The organism is Phaeobacter sp. NW0010-22, from assembly GCF_040365955.1.
In the GTDB taxonomy this organism is placed as follows: Bacteria; Pseudomonadota; Alphaproteobacteria; order Rhodobacterales; family Rhodobacteraceae; genus OMPR01.
In genome coordinates, this window is record NZ_BAABWT010000005.1 from 194909 (window position 1) to 211231 (window position 16323).

Consider the following 16323-nt stretch of genomic DNA (forward strand, 5'->3'; position numbering starts at 1 on the left):
CTGTTCCTCTTAATCACTTACAATTTCAAGAACGCTCTGGCGCTCTTACAGCTGACAGGATCAGTCTATGACACAGAGCCGCACTGCCACCACGTTCGCCCCACCGGTGATGGAGGCCCGTCGTTGGCTCGAAGGTGTGAGCTTTCCAGTTGATCGCCCTTTGATCAATGTGAGCCAAGCCGCCCCCGTGGAACCACCCACACCGGAACTCCGCAAGGCCATGGCTGATTTTGCCCTGAACGAAGACAGCGCACATCTTTATGGCCCGGTTCTAGGCAATGACGACCTGCGCACAGAACTGGCCTACCAAATTTCAGAGCATTATCATGGCCAGGTGGCCCCGTCGCAGGTCGCGATTACCTCCGGCTGCAACCAGGCCTTTTCGGCGACAATATCCGCGCTGACGACTGAAGGGGACGAGGTAATCCTGCCAACACCATGGTATTTCAACCATAAAATGTGGTTGGACATGGCGGGTGTCACTTCGGTCGCGTTGCAAACTGGTGATGATCTCTTGCCCGATCCCACCAAAGCCGAAGCCCTGATCACCCCGCGTACCCGCGCCATATCCCTCGTCACCCCGAACAATCCCGGCGGTGTAGAATACCCAGCCGAATTGGTGCAGGCGTTTTTCGACCTAGCCCGCAAACATGGAATCCGTTTGTTGGTCGATGAGACCTACCGCGACTTTGACAGCCGCGATGGTGCTCCGCACACCCTATTCTCGATCCCGAATTGGGACGAAACGTTGGTCCATTTATATTCTTTCTCCAAGGCCTATCGTTTGACAGGTCACCGCGTCGGCGCCTTGGCGACCAGCACTACGCTTCTCGCAGAAATTGAAAAGTTTCTGGATACCGTCGCGATTTGCCCCGGACAAATCGGGCAACACGCGGCCCTTTGGGGTATGCAAAACCTCGAAACCTGGCTGGCAGGCGAACGGCAAGAGATATTGGATCGTCGCGCGGCTATCGCTGACTTCATGCCCGATATCGAGGCCAAAGGATGGAAACTACGCGGATTGGGTGCGTATTTCGCCTATCTGGAGCATCCTTACGACATGCCATCCGATGAGCTGGCGCGACGTTTGGTGTCTGATGCTGGCGTTCTATTGCTGCCGGGGACCATGTTTATGCCTGCCTCAGATGCAGCAGGTCAACGACAGGTGCGCATCGCTTTTGCCAATCTTGATCGTGCGGGACTGCGTCAACTGTTTGACAGATTGCAAAGCCTCAGCTTCTGACCTTGCCCACCGGCACAGCCCATCGTAGACAAGGCAACGATCAATAAGGCACAAATTGCCGAACAAGGGGGCGAACCATGGCTGCAGGCGTTAAAAGTCTATCGAAAACATTCGTATGGATCCTGATGGGCCTACTCATGCTAGGCCTTGCTGGGTTTGGTGCGGTGAACCTGTCCGGCACCGCCCGCACTGTGGCAGTCGTGGGCGATCAAACAGTAAGCGTTGACGCCTACGCGCGCGAGTTGCAGCGCGAAATACGTGCCGTCGAGGCGCAAACCGGTCAGACCCTTCCGATGCAACAGGTGCGTGCGCTTGGTATCGACCAACTGGCGCTTTCTCGTTTGATTTCGCTCGCTTCTATCGACAATGAAGTCGCTTCATTGGGCGTTTCCATCGGTGACGAGAACCTGCAAAAGGAAATCGTCACTATCCCTGCGTTTCAGGGCGTCGACGGCAGCTTTGATCGTGAAGGTTACCGTTTCGCATTGGAACAAGCAGGTTTGAGCGAACCCCAGTTCGAAGATGATCTTCGTCGGGAGTCGGCCAGAACTCTGGTTCAAGGTGCCATCATCGGTGGTGTGCAAATGCCAACAGTAATGACCGACACGATCGCCAACTATGTTGCTGCACGCCGCAGCTTCACAGTTGCGACCCTCTCCTCGGAATTGCTGGATGCCCCGGTGGCCACGCCAACCGAGGCGCAAATCCAAACCTTCTACGATGAAAATACTGAACAGTTCTTTCTGCCCGAAACCAAACGTTTGACCTATGCCGTATTGTCCCCTGACATGGTTTTGGATCAAGTCACCGTAGACGACAGTGCCGTCAAAAAGTTATTCGAAGACCGCGCAGTGGATTTCAATCAACCCGAACGGCGTTTGGTAGAGCGTTTGGTCTTTGGCGACACAGCCAAAGCAACAGATGCAAAAGCGCAACTGGAAGTCGGCGGAACAACCTTCGAACAGTTGGTTCAAGACCGAGGTCTTGCGCTGTCGGACGTCGATCTTGGCGATCTGACGGTTGAAGAGCTTGGCGAGGCAGCAGAGGTGGTATTTGGCGCGCAGGTTGGCGACGTAGTTGGCCCCTTGACGTCTGACCTTGGGCCCGCACTGTTCCGGATAAATGGCACACTGGCAGAACGCATCACACCGTTTGAGCAAGTCCAAACGGAGTTGCGCGATGAGTTGGCATTTGAACGCGCACGCCGCCTGATCGAAGCACAATCCGAAGACGTCAACGACCTCTTGGCCGGAGGTGCAACTTTGGAGGAGCTAGAGGCAGACAGCGGGATGAAAGTTGGAACCATTAACTGGACAACTGAAACCACTGAAGACATCGCGGCTTACGAGACGTTCCGCACCGCAGCCATGTCAGTGACCGCTGAGGATTTTCCCGAAATCGGATTCTTCAAAGACGGATCCATTTTTGCGCTGCGCCTTGACGAAGTTCTGGCTCCGCGTCCCGAACCTTTGGTTGACGCTCGAACTGCCGTGCAAAACGCCTGGATCATCGATCAGACACAGCAGGCGCTTCAAGCTAAAGCGAACAGTGTCATTGCGGATTTAGAAGCGGACGGCGACTTTACCAACTCAGGCCTGCCATTCCGGGTTGAAAATGCTCTTACTCGCACTGCCTTTCTTGAAAACACACCCGCCGATTTCATGAATCAAGTTTTCGATATGGATCTTGATCAGATTGTCGCAATTCCCGCTGAAGGCACTGTATTGATCGTTCGGCTAGAAGAAACGCTGCCTCCGGCAGAAACCGATGAGTTGATCCAGATGCAAACCGCATTCCAGCAGCAGATGAATCAAGCGTTGGCGCAAAACCTATTTGACGCCTATGTCCGTGATGCGCAGACCCGTAGCCAACCAATGTTGGATCAGGCTGCACTAAATGCCGTGCAGGCAAACTTCCAGTAACGAAGGCAGACCCATGGCCCTGACCCCTGACTTTGACGGCTTCGCCCGCGCCTATGAAGCGGGCGAAAATCAGGTTGTCTATACCCGCCTCGCGGCGGATCTAGATACGCCTGTGTCGCTGATGCTGAAACTGACTGGCGCGCAAAAAGACGCCTTTATGCTTGAATCAGTCACCGGCGGCGAAGTCCGCGGACGCTATTCCATCATCGGTATGAAACCGGATTTGATCTGGCGGTGTCACGGTGATCAATCAGCGTTGAATCGTACGGCCCGCTTTGATGCCGACGATTTTGTCGTGCAAGACGGCCATCCGATGGATAACTTGCGCGCCCTGCTCGCAGAGTGCCGGATTGATCTACCCGATGAAATGCCCCAAGCCGCAGCGGGGCTGTTCGGCTATTTGGGCTATGATATGGTGCGGCTGGTCGAACATTTGCCCAATGTGAATCCTGATCCGCTTGGCTTACCGGATGCTGTTATGATGCGCCCTTCGGTTGTTGCGGTGTTGGACGGCGTTAAAGGCGAGGTCACAGTGGTATCGCCCGCTTGGGCAAGTGAGGGTCAAAGCGCTAAGGCCGCTTATGCTCAGGCCGCTGAACGCGTAATGGATGCTGTGCGAGACCTAGAACGCGCAATGCCGGCGGAAACCCGAAACTTGGGCGAGGCCCACGAAACCAGTGCACCAGTTTCGAATTTCACGAAATCCGGGTATATGGAAGCGGTTGAAAAGGCGAAAGATTACATTCGTGCAGGTGATATCTTTCAAGTTGTTCCCGCGCAAAGATGGACACAGGAATTCCCGCTTCCTCCCTTTTCTCTTTATCGGTCTTTGCGACGGACCAATCCGTCACCATTCATGTTCTATTTCAACTTCGGTGGATTTCAGGTCATCGGGGCCAGCCCTGAAATCCTTGTGCGTGTCTTTGGAAACGAGGTCACTATTCGACCGATTGCTGGGACGCGCCCACGCGGAGCAACCCCTGAAGAGGATCGTGCACTCGAAGCGGATCTACTTGCAGATAAGAAAGAATTGGCCGAGCATCTCATGCTGCTGGACCTTGGGCGCAATGATACCGGACGTGTTGCTAAAATCGGCACGGTAAAACCTACCGAGCAGTTCATCATCGAACGCTATAGCCATGTGATGCATATCGTTTCAAATGTGGTTGGTGAGTTGGCAGACGGCAAAGATGCGCTTGATGCATTTTTCGCAGGTATGCCCGCAGGCACCGTCTCAGGTGCTCCTAAGGTGCGCGCGATGGAAATCATCGACGAACTGGAACCCGAAAAACGCGGCGTCTACGGTGGCGGTGTTGGATACTTTTCTGCAGGTGGCGATATGGATATGTGTATCGCGTTGCGCACAGCAGTCGTGCAGGACCAAAAGCTCTACATTCAGGCCGGTGGTGGTGTTGTCTACGACAGCAACCCCGAGGCTGAATATATGGAAACAGTCCACAAATCCAATGCTATTCGCCGGGCAGCAGCGGATGCAGCCCGGTTCGTTGGCAGCGGAAACAACTAATTCCCGTTGGGGCTCGAAACTCAATTTTGTGGCGTAAGGCAATGCCGCTTTACGCTACACATGTTTTTTAAGTTTGGTTCGGGCAAAGACCATTCCCAACTGAATCCGACCATTCGCCCAGACGAAATATTACTCTCGCGTCAAAACGGCGGAAACAGGGGCAAGTGCTACGCGGCTGACACGATCTTGCAATCCCCACAGCAGCAACGCCGACACAGTATCAGGACGGACACGGCCCAACATAATGACCGCCCCTTCCTGTCCTGCACGAAAGGCCGCTTGATCTAAGAAGCGGCGCATGATGGTGGGTGTTTGCCCTGCGCCATCAAAATCGCGAAACACAACTGCCGCAGGAACACCGGCCCGAACCGCCAGCTTTTGAACTGTGTTCAATCCATTGTCCTGCGTGATCAGCCCACGTCCCGTATCCCCTAAGATGGCGGACACCTGCCCAGATAGTTCCCGGTTTCCTTGAATGCCGCTTTTGGTGCCCTCAAGAATCGCAACGGTTTCTGGCAACGCATCGACCCAAACGGACAACGAAACCTCAGCATCCTGAGCCGTAGCTGCTGCTGGTAGGTCGGCAAGGAGCACGACTTCAAACCCAGAATCTCGATAACGCGCCATTTTTTCCTTGGCTAACGGGTCAGTGGGATCAATCGCAAAGCTCAGAGGATAGGGAAAATCTTGCAAAGCCTCTGCACCCAGCCCCTTTGCATCATCCATCAAAACGATCGCCATCATGGGTTTGTTTTCGGGGTTGTCGAAAGGTTCTGCATACATCTCAATCGGACGCTCTTCAGGATTGAGCGCTGTCGCGGTTTCACCCGTCGCGACTGGTACTGTATTGCGTTCGGTTAGGGGCACCACAGGTGTGCCAATTTGCGGCCGCACAGTACTGGTCTCATCACTTCCAATCTGCGGCAGAGCTGCAATTTCAGGCGCCGCATCAGAGGTTTGCGGGGCAGGACTTTCGTTTACCGGTATCACAGACGATGATTGCGTATCTATGCTGGGAGCTTGATCGCTTTGTGTAGCCGGCGTCGGTGCAGCAACTTCTTCCGTGCTCAAATCAGCATCAGGCTGAGAGGCTATGACTGGATCCGCCTCGGTTTCAACGGGCGATTCCAAGCCGGATCCGGTTTCCGAAACATCGGGCGTCAAGGGTTGCGTTGGTTGATCTTTGGAAACCGCGAGCTCAGCTTCATCTGTTGGAACGCTCGGAGCCTCACCCGGTGCAGGCGACATAACTGGGGCTTCGGTCTCAACCGTAACGGATGCGGTACTGGCAGTGTCGGGCTTGTCCAAAGCGCCGGTTGCCGCACCAACTTTTGGTTTATCTCCTGGCTCCGTGATCTCAGAGTCCAGCGAATTTAGGCTATCGGATGGCTGTTCTGTCTCGACAGGCGCGCGCGGTGCCAGTTCGACCAAATCAGCGTCTTGACCGGCAGGATCTACGCCACTGCCCCCGGTATCTGGTTCAGAGGATTCCCCCCCTGTCGTGGCTGGCGCAACGCTAGAAACGTCCGGACGTACCGGCAATGGTGATGTCAGCGACACATAAGCCGACACAGATCCAACAACGAGAATCCCTGTCAGAGCTCCCCCAAAAAATCCACCCATCCCCGTCTCGCCCCTTTTGGTCCCAGTTGCCCGTACGCATTGTCTTCGCCGTCTCAGCGGCGTTGATGAAGCATGCTCGGAATCGCCATGGCCCTTGACGCTGCCGCGCAACCCTGAACATGTATGTCCCGACTACTATACTGCGGCTGAGGCCCTCGCCACCAGCCCCTAATGAACGTGTTAAAATGCTGCTGCTGATCGACAACTACGACTCTTTTACCTATAATTTGGTCCACTACTTGGCCGAGCTTGGGGCGGATGTGGAAATTCGCCGCAACGACGCGCTGGATGTCCAAGAAGCTATGTCCTTAAATCCAACCGGCATATTGCTCAGCCCTGGCCCATGTGACCCAGATCAAGCGGGAATTTGCCTTGCACTGACTCAGGCGGCGGCTGAAACGAAAACGCCTCTAATGGGTGTTTGTCTTGGGCATCAGACAATCGGACAAGCCTTTGGCGGCAACGTTGTTCGGTGTCATGAAATTGTGCACGGCAAGATGGGAACTATGAAACACACAGGCAAAGGCCTTTTTGAGGGATTACCTAGCCCATTTGAGGCCACTCGCTACCATTCGCTGGTTGTTGATCGGGGCACTCTGCCTGACTGTCTAGAAATCACTGCCGAGTTAGATGATGGCACCATCATGGGGTTACAACACAAAGAACTCCCCATTCATGGCGTGCAGTTTCACCCCGAATCAATTGCTTCGGAACACGGTCATGCCTTGCTCCAAAACTTCCTGAACGAAATGAAGGTTTCCGCATGAGCGATGCTCTAAAGCCCCTGATTGGAGCCGCTGCTGAACGGTCCCTTACACGCGCCGAAGCGGAAGACGCGTTTGGCATCCTGTTTGCAGGTGAAGCGACACCCAGCCAAATCGGCGGGTTGTTGATGGCCCTACGCACGCGAGGCGAGACCGTGGATGAATATGCGGCCGCTGCGGCTGTTATGCGATCCAAATGCAACGCAGTCAAAGCCCCAGCTGGCGCAATGGACATCGTCGGAACTGGTGGTGATGGGAAGAACACGCTGAACATTTCGACCGCGACTGCCTTTGTAGTCGCTGGTGCAGGCGTCGTTGTCGCGAAGCACGGCAACCGCAATCTCAGCTCGAAATCTGGAACGGCTGACTTGCAATCTCAGATGGGCATCAATGTCATGGTTGGCCCCTCGGTTGTAGAACGCGCGCTGAACGAAGCCGGGATCGGCTTCATGATGGCCCCAATGCACCATCCTGCTACGGCCCATGTCATGCCGACCCGGTCAGAGCTAGGAACGCGCACGATCTTTAACATCCTCGGCCCCCTTACCAATCCAGCTGGCGTGACACGCCAGCTGACAGGTGCCTTTTCGCGTGATTTGATCCGGCCGATGGCTGAAACGCTCGGCGTGTTAGGATCAGAACAGGCATGGCTTGTGCACGGTTCTGACGGCACTGATGAGTTGACAATCACTGGCATCAGCTGGGTTTCGGCCTTGGAACATGGCGTTGTGACAGACGTCGAACTCCACCCAGAAGACGCTGGTCTGCCTGTGCATCCCTTTGAAGCAATCGTTGGTGGTACACCGGCGGAAAACGCCGTTGCCTTTCGCGCCCTGCTTGATGGAACCCCATCAGCCTATCGTGATGCCGTTTTGTTAAATTCTGCGGCAGCTTTGGTCGTTGCAGATGTGGCGAGCGATTTACGCGAAGGCGTTGCCATGGCAGTCGAGAGTATCGACAGTGGAAAAGCCAATGAAAAGATCGCCGCACTGGCCCGTATCACGCAGGATCCCGCATGACCGATACCATTCTCGACAAGATCAAAGCCTATAAACTGGAAGAAGTTGCTGCGGACAAAGCGACCAAATCCCTTGATGCGCTTGAGAGTGAAGCACGCGACGCCAGCCCCGTTCGCCCCTTTGCGCAGGCTTTGCTTGATGCCAGTCGTGATGGGTATGGGTTAATTGCGGAAATCAAGAAAGCCAGCCCATCCAAAGGCTTGATCAGATCCGATTTCAATCCTCCTGAATTGGCCAAAGCGTATCAAGCCGGGGGTGCAGCTTGTTTGTCAGTGCTAACAGACACTCCCAGCTTTCAGGGCGCCAAAGATTTTTTAACAACAGCGCGTGCAGCCTGTGATTTACCGGCCTTGCGCAAGGATTTCATGTACGACCCCTATCAGGTGATCGAAGCACGTGCACTTGGAGCGGATTGCATCTTGATTATTCTTGCCTCTGTCTCTGACGCTCAGGCGGCTGAGCTGGAACAGGTGGCTTTTGATTGGGGCATGGATGTTCTGCTCGAAGTTCATGACGAAGCTGAACTTGAGCGCGCCGAGAAGCTGAAAAGCCCGTTCATGGGGATTAACAATCGCAATCTCAAAACGTTCGAAACCACCCTGGATACCACACGCCGCTTGTCAAAACTGGTATCTGCGGAACGGACCATTGTGTGCGAGAGCGGCCTAACAGAACCGGCAGATTTGGCTGATATTGCGCGCTATGGCGCCCGCTGTTTCTTGATTGGCGAAAGCTTGATGCGGCAAGAGGATGTTGCCACCGCGACACGTGAGTTGCTTGACAATCCCTTGGTTCCAGGAGCTATGTAATGTCACTGACACATTTTGACGGCAAGGGCGATGCCCACATGGTTGATGTGTCAGACAAGGCCGTGACCTCGCGGATCGCCACGGCAGTCACTTGGATCAAAATGAGCCAAGACGCCTTTGATATCATCTCTGAAGGACGCGCCAAAAAGGGCGATGTTCTGGGTGTGGCCCGTTTGGCAGGCATAATGGGCGCGAAAAAGACCCCAGAATTGATTCCACTGTGCCACCCATTACCTATCACCAAAGTCGCAGTTGAACTGACACTTGATCCTGAACTGCCCGGTGTTCAAATCGAAGCAACGGTTAAAACCACAGGACAGACTGGCGTTGAGATGGAAGCGTTGACCGCAGCATCAATTACCGCGTTAACCGTCTATGACATGACGAAAGCTGTTGATAAATCAATGGAAATAGGTGGCTTGCGTGTGGTTCTTAAAGACGGTGGTAAGTCAGGGCGCTACCAAGCGATCTGATACACCCAATGTCAAGAACCCCCGCAGACAAGGAAGACACATGATCACCGTTGAAGCAGCGCAGGATCTCCTTTTCGGCTTAGTGTCCCCGCTTGAGGTGGAGTTTGTGCCACTTGCAAACGCTGCGGGGCGCGTTCTGGCGCAGGATGTTGTGGCAACGCGCAATCAACCTCCCTTTTCAGCCTCGTCGATGGATGGCTATGCCATGAAAAGCGACGAAGTAGAGTTGCATGCGATGTTCAAAGTTGTCGGGGAAGCGGCGGCGGGGCATGCGTTCCCGGAGATCGTTGGTGCGGGCCAGGCGGTCCGAATCTTTACTGGGGCGCCTGTGCCTGAGGGAACCGACTTTGTTGTTATTCAGGAAAACATTACCCGCCGAGGGGATTTGATTACAATTACGGATGATCCCGGAACCAAAAGCAACATTCGCGCTGCAGGCGTTGATTTCAAGGTTGGCACGACTCTCGAAAGCCCTCGTCAGCTTGCTCCGCAAGACATCGCGTTAATGGCTTCAATGAACATTCACCAAATCCCAGTGACCCGAAAACCTGTTGTCGCACTGATCTCGACCGGTGACGAATTGGTTATGCCCGGCGAAACGCCTGGCCCGGATCAGATCATCGCATCAAACACCTTTGGACTTAAGGCAATGCTTGAGGGTCTGGGGGCCGAAGTACGGGTTTTGCCCATCGCACGAGACACTGAACAGTCTTTAATAACTGCATTTGGGCTGGCTAAAGGCGCAGATTTGATTGTTACGATTGGTGGGGCATCGGTTGGCGACCATGATCTTGTTGGCCCCGTGGCCAAGGATCTAGGCATGGAGCAGTCCTTCTATAAAATCAAAATGCGTCCCGGCAAACCTTTGATGGCTGGGGGTTTGGGTGATAGTGTTTTGATTGGCCTTCCCGGAAATCCGGTGTCGGCCATCGTCTGTGGTCACGTCTTTCTAGCCCCCGTCATCCGCCTCATGTTGGGTTTGAAAGACATTGTTCCTACCTTGCAAACAGCGACACTGACGCACGCCTTGGAGGCGAACGGCCCACGTCAACACTATATGCGGGCGCGTGTCGACAACGGTCAGATGACTGTATTCGAAAACCAAGACAGTTCATTGTTGACGGTCCTAGCAGATGCCAACGCACTGGCTATACGCCCAGCCTCTGACCCAGCTTGTGAAGATGGGCAGCGCATTCACTATCTGCCAATATAGTTTCACCAATCACACCTATTGACACAAAACAAGAACATGCGTAGAACATTTGTAAACAGATGATCAAGAGGTGTGCACCATGCTGACCAAGAAGCAACTGGATTTGTTGGAATTTATCCATAAGCGGTTGCAGGCGGACGGTGTTCCTCCCAGCTTTGATGAGATGAAGGTCGCTTTGGATCTTCGCTCCAAATCCGGAATTCACAGATTGATTACCGCGCTCGAAGAACGCGGTTTCATTCGACGTTTGGCACATCGTGCGCGTGCAATCGAAATTGTCAAATTACCTGAAAGCCTTGGTGGCGCCTCAACCAGTGGGAGATTTAGCCCGCGTGTTATTGACGGCGATAAACCTCAAGCGGGTGCACCCGCAAATAGCGATCCCGTCGTTGTCCACGCAATTGAGTTGCCGGTTATGGGACGGATTGCAGCCGGTGTTCCAATCGAAGCAATCAGCCAAGTATCACATCAAGTTGCCGTGCCCGGTGGCATGGTTTCTGGAGCCGGCGAGCACTACGCACTCGAAGTCAAAGGCGACTCGATGATTGATGCTGGGATCAATGATGGCGACGTGGTTGTCATTCGAGACACAGCCACCGCCGACAATGGCGATATTGTTGTCGCTCTGGTCGAAGATCACGAGGCAACTCTAAAGCGGTTCTTTCGACGTGGAAATGCCATCGCTCTTGAAGCCGCTAACCCGGCTTATGAAACCCGTGTTTTTCCCGAGGATCAGGTTAAGGTGCAAGGGCGTCTGGTTGGGCTGATCCGTACCTACTGAAGTAAAGTCACCTGTTCTTTCTGTTCCACAATCTGTTTCCAGACAAAGATTCTGCTGTCACGATCCCTTTGGGGCCCAAAGCTAGGCTGCCAGTTTGTAAGAGACGTTTGCTATCGTAGATCTCACAAGGTCCATCTAGGGCGAATGGGACAGCGGAAATAACCAAGTCTTTGACCGAACAGGTTGTAAGCGATTGCGCCGCTTGTTTTCCGGTAACGTGGATGATTTTTGCATTGTCATAGTCGATGAATCGGAGCTTTCCCTGCTCGTCTGGCCATCGCTGTGCTGCCGCAATCTGGTTCGCTCCATCGCCGTCGTTTTCCAGCCAAACCTTTGCAACAAATCCGCTCCCTTTGGATTTGCTAAGGGCCCTGCCCTCATTAGTCATGACCCCAATCAGCCCACCAGTGCCTGCAATCAAAACGTCCGGGCGATGTACTAGACTCCAGCTAACGAACGCGCAAAAAATCGCGACAGACCCTGCCCATCTCAACCTGCCCCGCCAAAGGATGAGCCACAGGAACCCAAAAGCAAGCAATGGCAAAATCCAAGGTGTTGGTGTCGGAACATGACCTTGCGTTCCTGGTAAATTTGTTACCCATTCAGCTACTGTCAGAATCCAAACCAAGCCAAAACCCATCAGATCAAGTCCAACCCAATCCAAACCCAATGGGAAAAGCACAACTGCCAAGACGGCTGCGGGAATAACAATAATCCCCATCAACGGAACTGAAAGCAAATTGGCCAGCAATCCATAGTGCGCCAGAGTATTGAAATGCGCCGCTCCAATGGGAGCCGTTGCCAGCCCTGCCACCGCTGAAGAAAGCACAACGCTCAAGATCGCCGATATCCATTTTGGCCCCAATGAAATTTCGTTCTCTCGGATCACACCAAACACTGCCACCAATGCAGTTGTCGCAGCAAAAGACATTTGAAATCCGGGGCCCAACAAGGCTTCTGGACGAAGAAGCAAAATTAAAACCGCTGCAACAGCGACGGCCCGTAAGGATAGTGCACGCCGATCCACCAACACAGCGCACAACATGACCGCTACCATTACAAATGCCCGCTGGGTTGCAACATTGCCGCCTGATAAAACGAGATAACCCGACGCAACGATTAACGCACCGCAAGCGGCAAGTTTCTTTACCGGCAAACGCAATGCCAATGCCGGAAACAACGACAGGCCTATACGCAACGAAGAAAAGATAAATCCGGCCAAAAGCCCCATATGCAATCCTGAAATGGCCAACAAATGCGCTAAGTTACTGGCTCTAAGGTACCCCATTGTTTCCTGACTAATGGCACTGCGATCACCGGCGGTTATAGCCGCTGAAAATCCACCGACATCCCCCAACAATCTGCTGCGCACGCGTTCCGAAATCGCCAGTCGCATCCGCAAAACTAACAAATCACTAGAGGACTGGCCGGCTGGTTCAAGAGTCAAAACAGGTGTTCGTGAATAACCCACGCCGCCCAATTGTTTAAACCAAGCGTATCTGCGAAAATCGAACCCGCCGGGTTCCACTGGCCCTTGCGGAGGCGATAAATGGCCAGTCGTCATAATCCGTTGCCCCGGCTTTAGATCGATCCCGCCACCATGCAAAGATATTCGAACCCTCTCTGGTGCTTGGTCAAAAGAAATTCTGTTCAGGCGAACTTGATCTAAGGTAATCCGTTGGGCATCTGAGGCAGACCGGTCTAGGGCAACAACGCGCCCCTCAATGGGTCCATAATAGCGCCAAGCCAGGCTTGGCGTTCCAATTGCATGGCTTCGCCCCCCCGCCCAAATCAAGCCACTTACACTTAATGCTACGGCCCAAACCAAAGGCGACCAAACACCCGGCCAACGCATTGCGAAGGTGGTGGCAGATGCGGCCACACACGTCAGCAGCGCATAGCTAACTAAGCCCGGCTCTTGCGGCAGAACAAAGTATCCACCAATCCCAACTGCAAAGAAAACCGGCACCCATGGGAACAAATATCCCTGCTGATACAATACTGTCGCCTTGAGCTGCAGCAATATGCGCATGGTTGCTCCCGTCGGTCCGGCTCGCTAGACAGGCCTTAACGCTATCCGCTCCACAGTTACCAAAAGGTAAACGACAACAATGTTAGACCAAGTCGTCACCCGTTTCGCCCCTTCACCCACTGGCTTTCTACACATCGGTGGGGCACGTACAGCTTTATTCAACTGGCTTTACGCCCGTGGACGCGGCGGCAAATTCCTTTTGCGGATCGAGGACACAGATCGCGAACGCTCGACACCCGAAGCGACAGCAGCGATTCTACAAGGAATGGAATGGTTGGGATTGGATCATGATGGGGATGTGATCAGCCAATTCGAAGGTGCCGCGCGTCATGCCGAAGTCGCGCATGATTTGCTATCTCAAGGCAAAGCCTACAAGTGCTTCTCAACACAGGATGAAATTGCAGAGTTCCGCGATGTCGCGCGGGCCGCGGGAAAATCCACCCTGTTTCACAGCCCTTGGCGGGATGCGGATGACGCAACCCACCCCGAAGCACCCTATGTCGTACGGATCAAAGCTCCCTTAGAAGGGACAACAATCATCCACGATCAGGTTCAAGGTGATGTAACGATCCGCAATGATCAGTTGGATGACATGGTTCTGCTACGGTCAGATGGAACGCCAGTGTATATGCTGGCTGTTGTTGTTGATGACCATGATATGGGGGTTACCCATGTAATCCGTGGCGATGATCACCTCAACAACGCGGCGCGGCAGATGATGATTTACAACGCCATGGGATGGGACGTCCCTGTGTGGGCGCATATCCCGCTGATCCATGGCCAAGACGGCAAAAAACTTTCAAAACGCCACGGTGCGTTGGGCGCCCAAGAATATCAGGCGATGGGCTACCCTGCCGCGGGTATGCGCAACTATCTGACCCGCTTGGGCTGGAGCCATGGGGACGACGAGTTCTTTACCGATGCACAGGCACAAGACTGGTTTGATCTGGGGGGAATCGGCAAAAGCCCTGCGCGATTTGACGTCAAAAAGCTGGAAAATCTCTGTGGGCAGCACATCGCGATTTCAAATGACGCTGCACTGCGGCATGAGATAGAGGCCTTTCTGACCGCTGCAGAACTGCCCGCTCTCAACGAGACACAATCTAGTGATCTGGAACGTGCGATGTATTGCCTCAAGGACCGCGCGAAAACATTCCCTGAACTCCTTGAAAAAGCTGAGTTTGCACTGGTTTCACGCCCTATTTCACCAGACGAAAAGGCGTCCAAAGCCCTGTCAACGGTATCCAACGGTATACTGGATGAATTGACGCCGCAGTTGCAAAATGTTAGCTGGACCCGAGATGAACTGGAGGCGGCTCTGAATGCTTTTTCTGAAGCTCAGGGTACAAAGTTCGGGAAACTGGCGGGTCCATTGAGGGCTGCGCTGGCGGGTCGTGCTGTGACACCTTCGGTATTTGACATGATGCTTGTGCTAGGACGCGATGAAACCCTAGCACGGCTCTCAGACGCAGCGAACTTAGCCCGAACTTCATAATCGGGTAACGCTGCTCCGCTACGACCGGTCCTGCGCCTTGATGCGCAGGCACTGCCCGCACGGGTCAGGCGATGCCCCGCCCCGTGCCTGTAAGAGGAAGGGACATCTATGACCGAGAACAATAAATCAGCCACTCTAAATCTGAATGGCGAATCCTACGAGCTGCCAATTTTTTCACCGACCGTCGGCCCCGACGTAATCGACATTCGCAAGCTATACGCTGCAGCTGGCGTATTTACTTACGATCCAGGTTTCACGTCTACGGCTAGCTGCGATAGCACCATCACCTATATCGATGGAGAAAAAGGTGAATTGCTTCACCGTGGTTATCCGATCGATCAACTCGCAGGGAAATCGCATTTCCTCGAGGTTTGTTACCTGCTGTTGTACGGTGTTCTTCCAACTGCAGAAGATTTGGAAAATTTTGAAACAACAATCACTCGTCACACAATGGTGCACGAGCAGATGATCAATTTCTTCCGTGGATTCCGGCGCGACGCACATCCGATGGCTATCATCGTCGGTGTTGTGGGCGCAATGTCTGCATTCTATCACGACTCGACGGATATCAACGATCCCCGCCAGCGGGAGGTCGCATCGCATCGCCTGATCGCGAAGATGCCGACGATTGCTGCCATGGCCTATAAGTACACAATTGGTCAGCCGTTTGTGTATCCGCGCAACGATCTGGATTATGCGTCAAACTTCCTGCGCATGTGCTTTGCTGTTCCTTGTGAAGAATACGAAGTGAACCCGATCCTGAGCCGTGCTATGGACCGGATCTTTACGCTTCACGCCGATCACGAACAGAACGCATCTACATCAACTGTACGTTTGGCGTCGTCTTCTGGTGCAAACCCGTTTGCATGTATCGCTGCGGGTATTGCCTGTCTTTGGGGCCCAGCACACGGTGGCGCAAACCAGGCCTGCCTGGAAATGCTCAAAGAAATCGGCACTGTTGATCGCATTCCCGAGTTCATTGATCGCGCAAAAGATAAAGACGATCCTTTCCGTCTGATGGGTTTTGGTCACCGCGTTTACAAAAACTTCGACCCGCGTGCGACTGTGATGAAGCAATCCGCAGACGAAGTGTTGGATCTGCTGGGTGTTGAAAACAATCCTTTGCTGCAAGTGGCCAAAGAGCTGGAGCGAGTCGCGTTGAGCGATCCGTATTTTGCTGAGAAAAAGCTGTTCCCGAACGTCGACTTCTATTCGGGCATCATTCTCGAAGCGATGGGCTTCCCCACGTCGATGTTCACACCAATTTTTGCGCTGTCGCGTACTGTTGGCTGGATTTCCCAGTGGAAAGAGATGATTGGCGATCCTCAGAACAAGATCGGTCGTCCTCGTCAGCTGTATCTTGGTGAAACACAGCGCGACTACATTGATATCGAAAACCGCTAAAGCTTGAACTTTTGAGTTTT

General features: G+C 53.6%; 13 protein-coding genes. 11 read left to right on the forward strand and 2 right to left on the reverse strand.

Going from position 1 to position 16323, the window contains the following annotated elements; all coding sequences use genetic code 11:
• The first annotated feature begins 67 nt into the window (after window positions 1-67).
• The 3 genes from ABWV33_RS12730 (at window position 68) to trpE (ending at window position 4690) form a co-directional block, all read left to right on the forward strand.
• Window positions 68-1243: an aminotransferase gene (locus ABWV33_RS12730; protein WP_353331184.1), complete on the forward strand. Its 1176-nt coding sequence runs from the start codon at window positions 68-70 to the stop codon at window positions 1241-1243.
• 77 nt (window positions 1244-1320) lie between these two features.
• On the forward strand, window positions 1321-3165 hold the full coding sequence (locus ABWV33_RS12735; protein WP_353331186.1) for a SurA N-terminal domain-containing protein: 1845 nt from the start codon (window positions 1321-1323) through the stop codon (window positions 3163-3165).
• Between the two features lie 13 nt (window positions 3166-3178).
• The gene (gene trpE / locus ABWV33_RS12740) at window positions 3179-4690 is read left to right on the forward strand and encodes an anthranilate synthase component I (RefSeq protein WP_353331188.1); all 1512 of its coding nucleotides are present in this window, start codon (window positions 3179-3181) and stop codon (window positions 4688-4690) included.
• A 129-nt stretch (window positions 4691-4819) separates the two neighbouring features.
• Here the strand turns inward: trpE and ABWV33_RS12745 are convergent, their stop codons facing one another.
• Complete coding sequence (locus ABWV33_RS12745; protein WP_353331190.1) at window positions 4820-6313, reverse strand: divergent polysaccharide deacetylase family protein; 1494 nt, start codon at window positions 6311-6313, stop codon at window positions 4820-4822.
• 185 nt (window positions 6314-6498) lie between these two features.
• Here ABWV33_RS12745 and ABWV33_RS12750 point away from each other — a divergent pair, with 185 nt between their 5' ends.
• From ABWV33_RS12750 to lexA, 6 genes are all read left to right on the forward strand, one after another.
• Window positions 6499-7080 carry an anthranilate synthase component II gene (locus tag ABWV33_RS12750; RefSeq protein WP_353331192.1) on the forward strand — a complete coding sequence of 194 codons (582 nt, stop codon included), beginning with the start codon at window positions 6499-6501 and terminating at the stop codon, window positions 7078-7080.
• Window positions 7077-8096: an anthranilate phosphoribosyltransferase gene (gene trpD / locus ABWV33_RS12755; protein WP_353331194.1), complete on the forward strand. Its 1020-nt coding sequence runs from the start codon at window positions 7077-7079 to the stop codon at window positions 8094-8096. Before ABWV33_RS12750 ends, trpD begins: the two co-directional genes overlap by 4 nt.
• A complete protein-coding gene (gene trpC, locus ABWV33_RS12760) occupies window positions 8093-8905 on the forward strand; it encodes an indole-3-glycerol phosphate synthase TrpC (RefSeq protein ID WP_353331196.1) in 813 nt (270 codons plus the stop codon). The genes trpD and trpC overlap by 4 nt, the downstream gene beginning before the upstream one ends.
• Window positions 8905-9378, forward strand: coding sequence for a cyclic pyranopterin monophosphate synthase MoaC (moaC, locus tag ABWV33_RS12765; protein ID WP_353331198.1), 474 nt, complete (start codon window positions 8905-8907; stop codon window positions 9376-9378). The genes trpC and moaC overlap by 1 nt, the downstream gene beginning before the upstream one ends.
• A gap of 40 nt (window positions 9379-9418) precedes the next feature.
• Window positions 9419-10591, forward strand: a complete 1173-nt coding sequence (locus ABWV33_RS12770) for a molybdopterin molybdotransferase MoeA (RefSeq protein WP_353331200.1) — start codon at window positions 9419-9421, stop codon at window positions 10589-10591.
• Between the two features lie 79 nt (window positions 10592-10670).
• The gene (gene lexA, locus ABWV33_RS12775; RefSeq protein ID WP_353331202.1) at window positions 10671-11372 is read left to right on the forward strand and encodes a transcriptional repressor LexA; all 702 of its coding nucleotides are present in this window, start codon (window positions 10671-10673) and stop codon (window positions 11370-11372) included.
• 7 nt (window positions 11373-11379) lie between these two features.
• Here lexA and ABWV33_RS12780 read toward each other — a convergent pair whose 3' ends face one another.
• Complete coding sequence (locus tag ABWV33_RS12780; protein WP_353331204.1) at window positions 11380-13404, reverse strand: ComEC/Rec2 family competence protein; 2025 nt, start codon at window positions 13402-13404, stop codon at window positions 11380-11382.
• Window positions 13405-13483: 79 nt separating this feature from the next.
• On the opposite strand from ABWV33_RS12780, the gene gltX reads away from it, so the two are divergent.
• The gene (gltX, locus tag ABWV33_RS12785) at window positions 13484-14899 is read left to right on the forward strand and encodes a glutamate--tRNA ligase (RefSeq protein ID WP_353331206.1); all 1416 of its coding nucleotides are present in this window, start codon (window positions 13484-13486) and stop codon (window positions 14897-14899) included.
• A gap of 108 nt (window positions 14900-15007) precedes the next feature.
• Window positions 15008-16303 carry a citrate synthase gene (gene gltA, locus ABWV33_RS12790; protein ID WP_121997329.1) on the forward strand — a complete coding sequence of 432 codons (1296 nt, stop codon included), beginning with the start codon at window positions 15008-15010 and terminating at the stop codon, window positions 16301-16303.
• Window positions 16304-16323: the final 20 nt, after the last annotated feature.

Bases quoted from the DNA above. Each gene is read 5' to 3' on its own strand.
- ABWV33_RS12735 (WP_353331186.1), top strand. From the start codon at position 1,321: ATGGCTGCAGGCGTTAAAAGTCTATCGAAAACATTCGTATGGATCCTG.
- moaC (WP_353331198.1), top strand. From the start codon at position 8,905: ATGTCACTGACACATTTTGACGGCAAGGGCGATGCCCACATGGTTGAT.
- ABWV33_RS12780 (WP_353331204.1), bottom strand. From the start codon at position 13,404: ATGCGCATATTGCTGCAGCTCAAGGCGACAGTATTGTATCAGCAGGGA.
- lexA (WP_353331202.1), top strand. From the start codon at position 10,671: ATGCTGACCAAGAAGCAACTGGATTTGTTGGAATTTATCCATAAGCGG.
- trpC (WP_353331196.1), top strand. From the start codon at position 8,093: ATGACCGATACCATTCTCGACAAGATCAAAGCCTATAAACTGGAAGAA.
- gltX (WP_353331206.1), top strand. From the start codon at position 13,484: ATGTTAGACCAAGTCGTCACCCGTTTCGCCCCTTCACCCACTGGCTTT.
- ABWV33_RS12730 (WP_353331184.1), top strand. From the start codon at position 68: ATGACACAGAGCCGCACTGCCACCACGTTCGCCCCACCGGTGATGGAG.
- trpD (WP_353331194.1), top strand. From the start codon at position 7,077: ATGAGCGATGCTCTAAAGCCCCTGATTGGAGCCGCTGCTGAACGGTCC.
- ABWV33_RS12750 (WP_353331192.1), top strand. From the start codon at position 6,499: ATGCTGCTGCTGATCGACAACTACGACTCTTTTACCTATAATTTGGTC.
- ABWV33_RS12770 (WP_353331200.1), top strand. From the start codon at position 9,419: ATGATCACCGTTGAAGCAGCGCAGGATCTCCTTTTCGGCTTAGTGTCC.
- ABWV33_RS12745 (WP_353331190.1), bottom strand. From the start codon at position 6,313: ATGGGTGGATTTTTTGGGGGAGCTCTGACAGGGATTCTCGTTGTTGGA.
- gltA (WP_121997329.1), top strand. From the start codon at position 15,008: ATGACCGAGAACAATAAATCAGCCACTCTAAATCTGAATGGCGAATCC.
- trpE (WP_353331188.1), top strand. From the start codon at position 3,179: ATGGCCCTGACCCCTGACTTTGACGGCTTCGCCCGCGCCTATGAAGCG.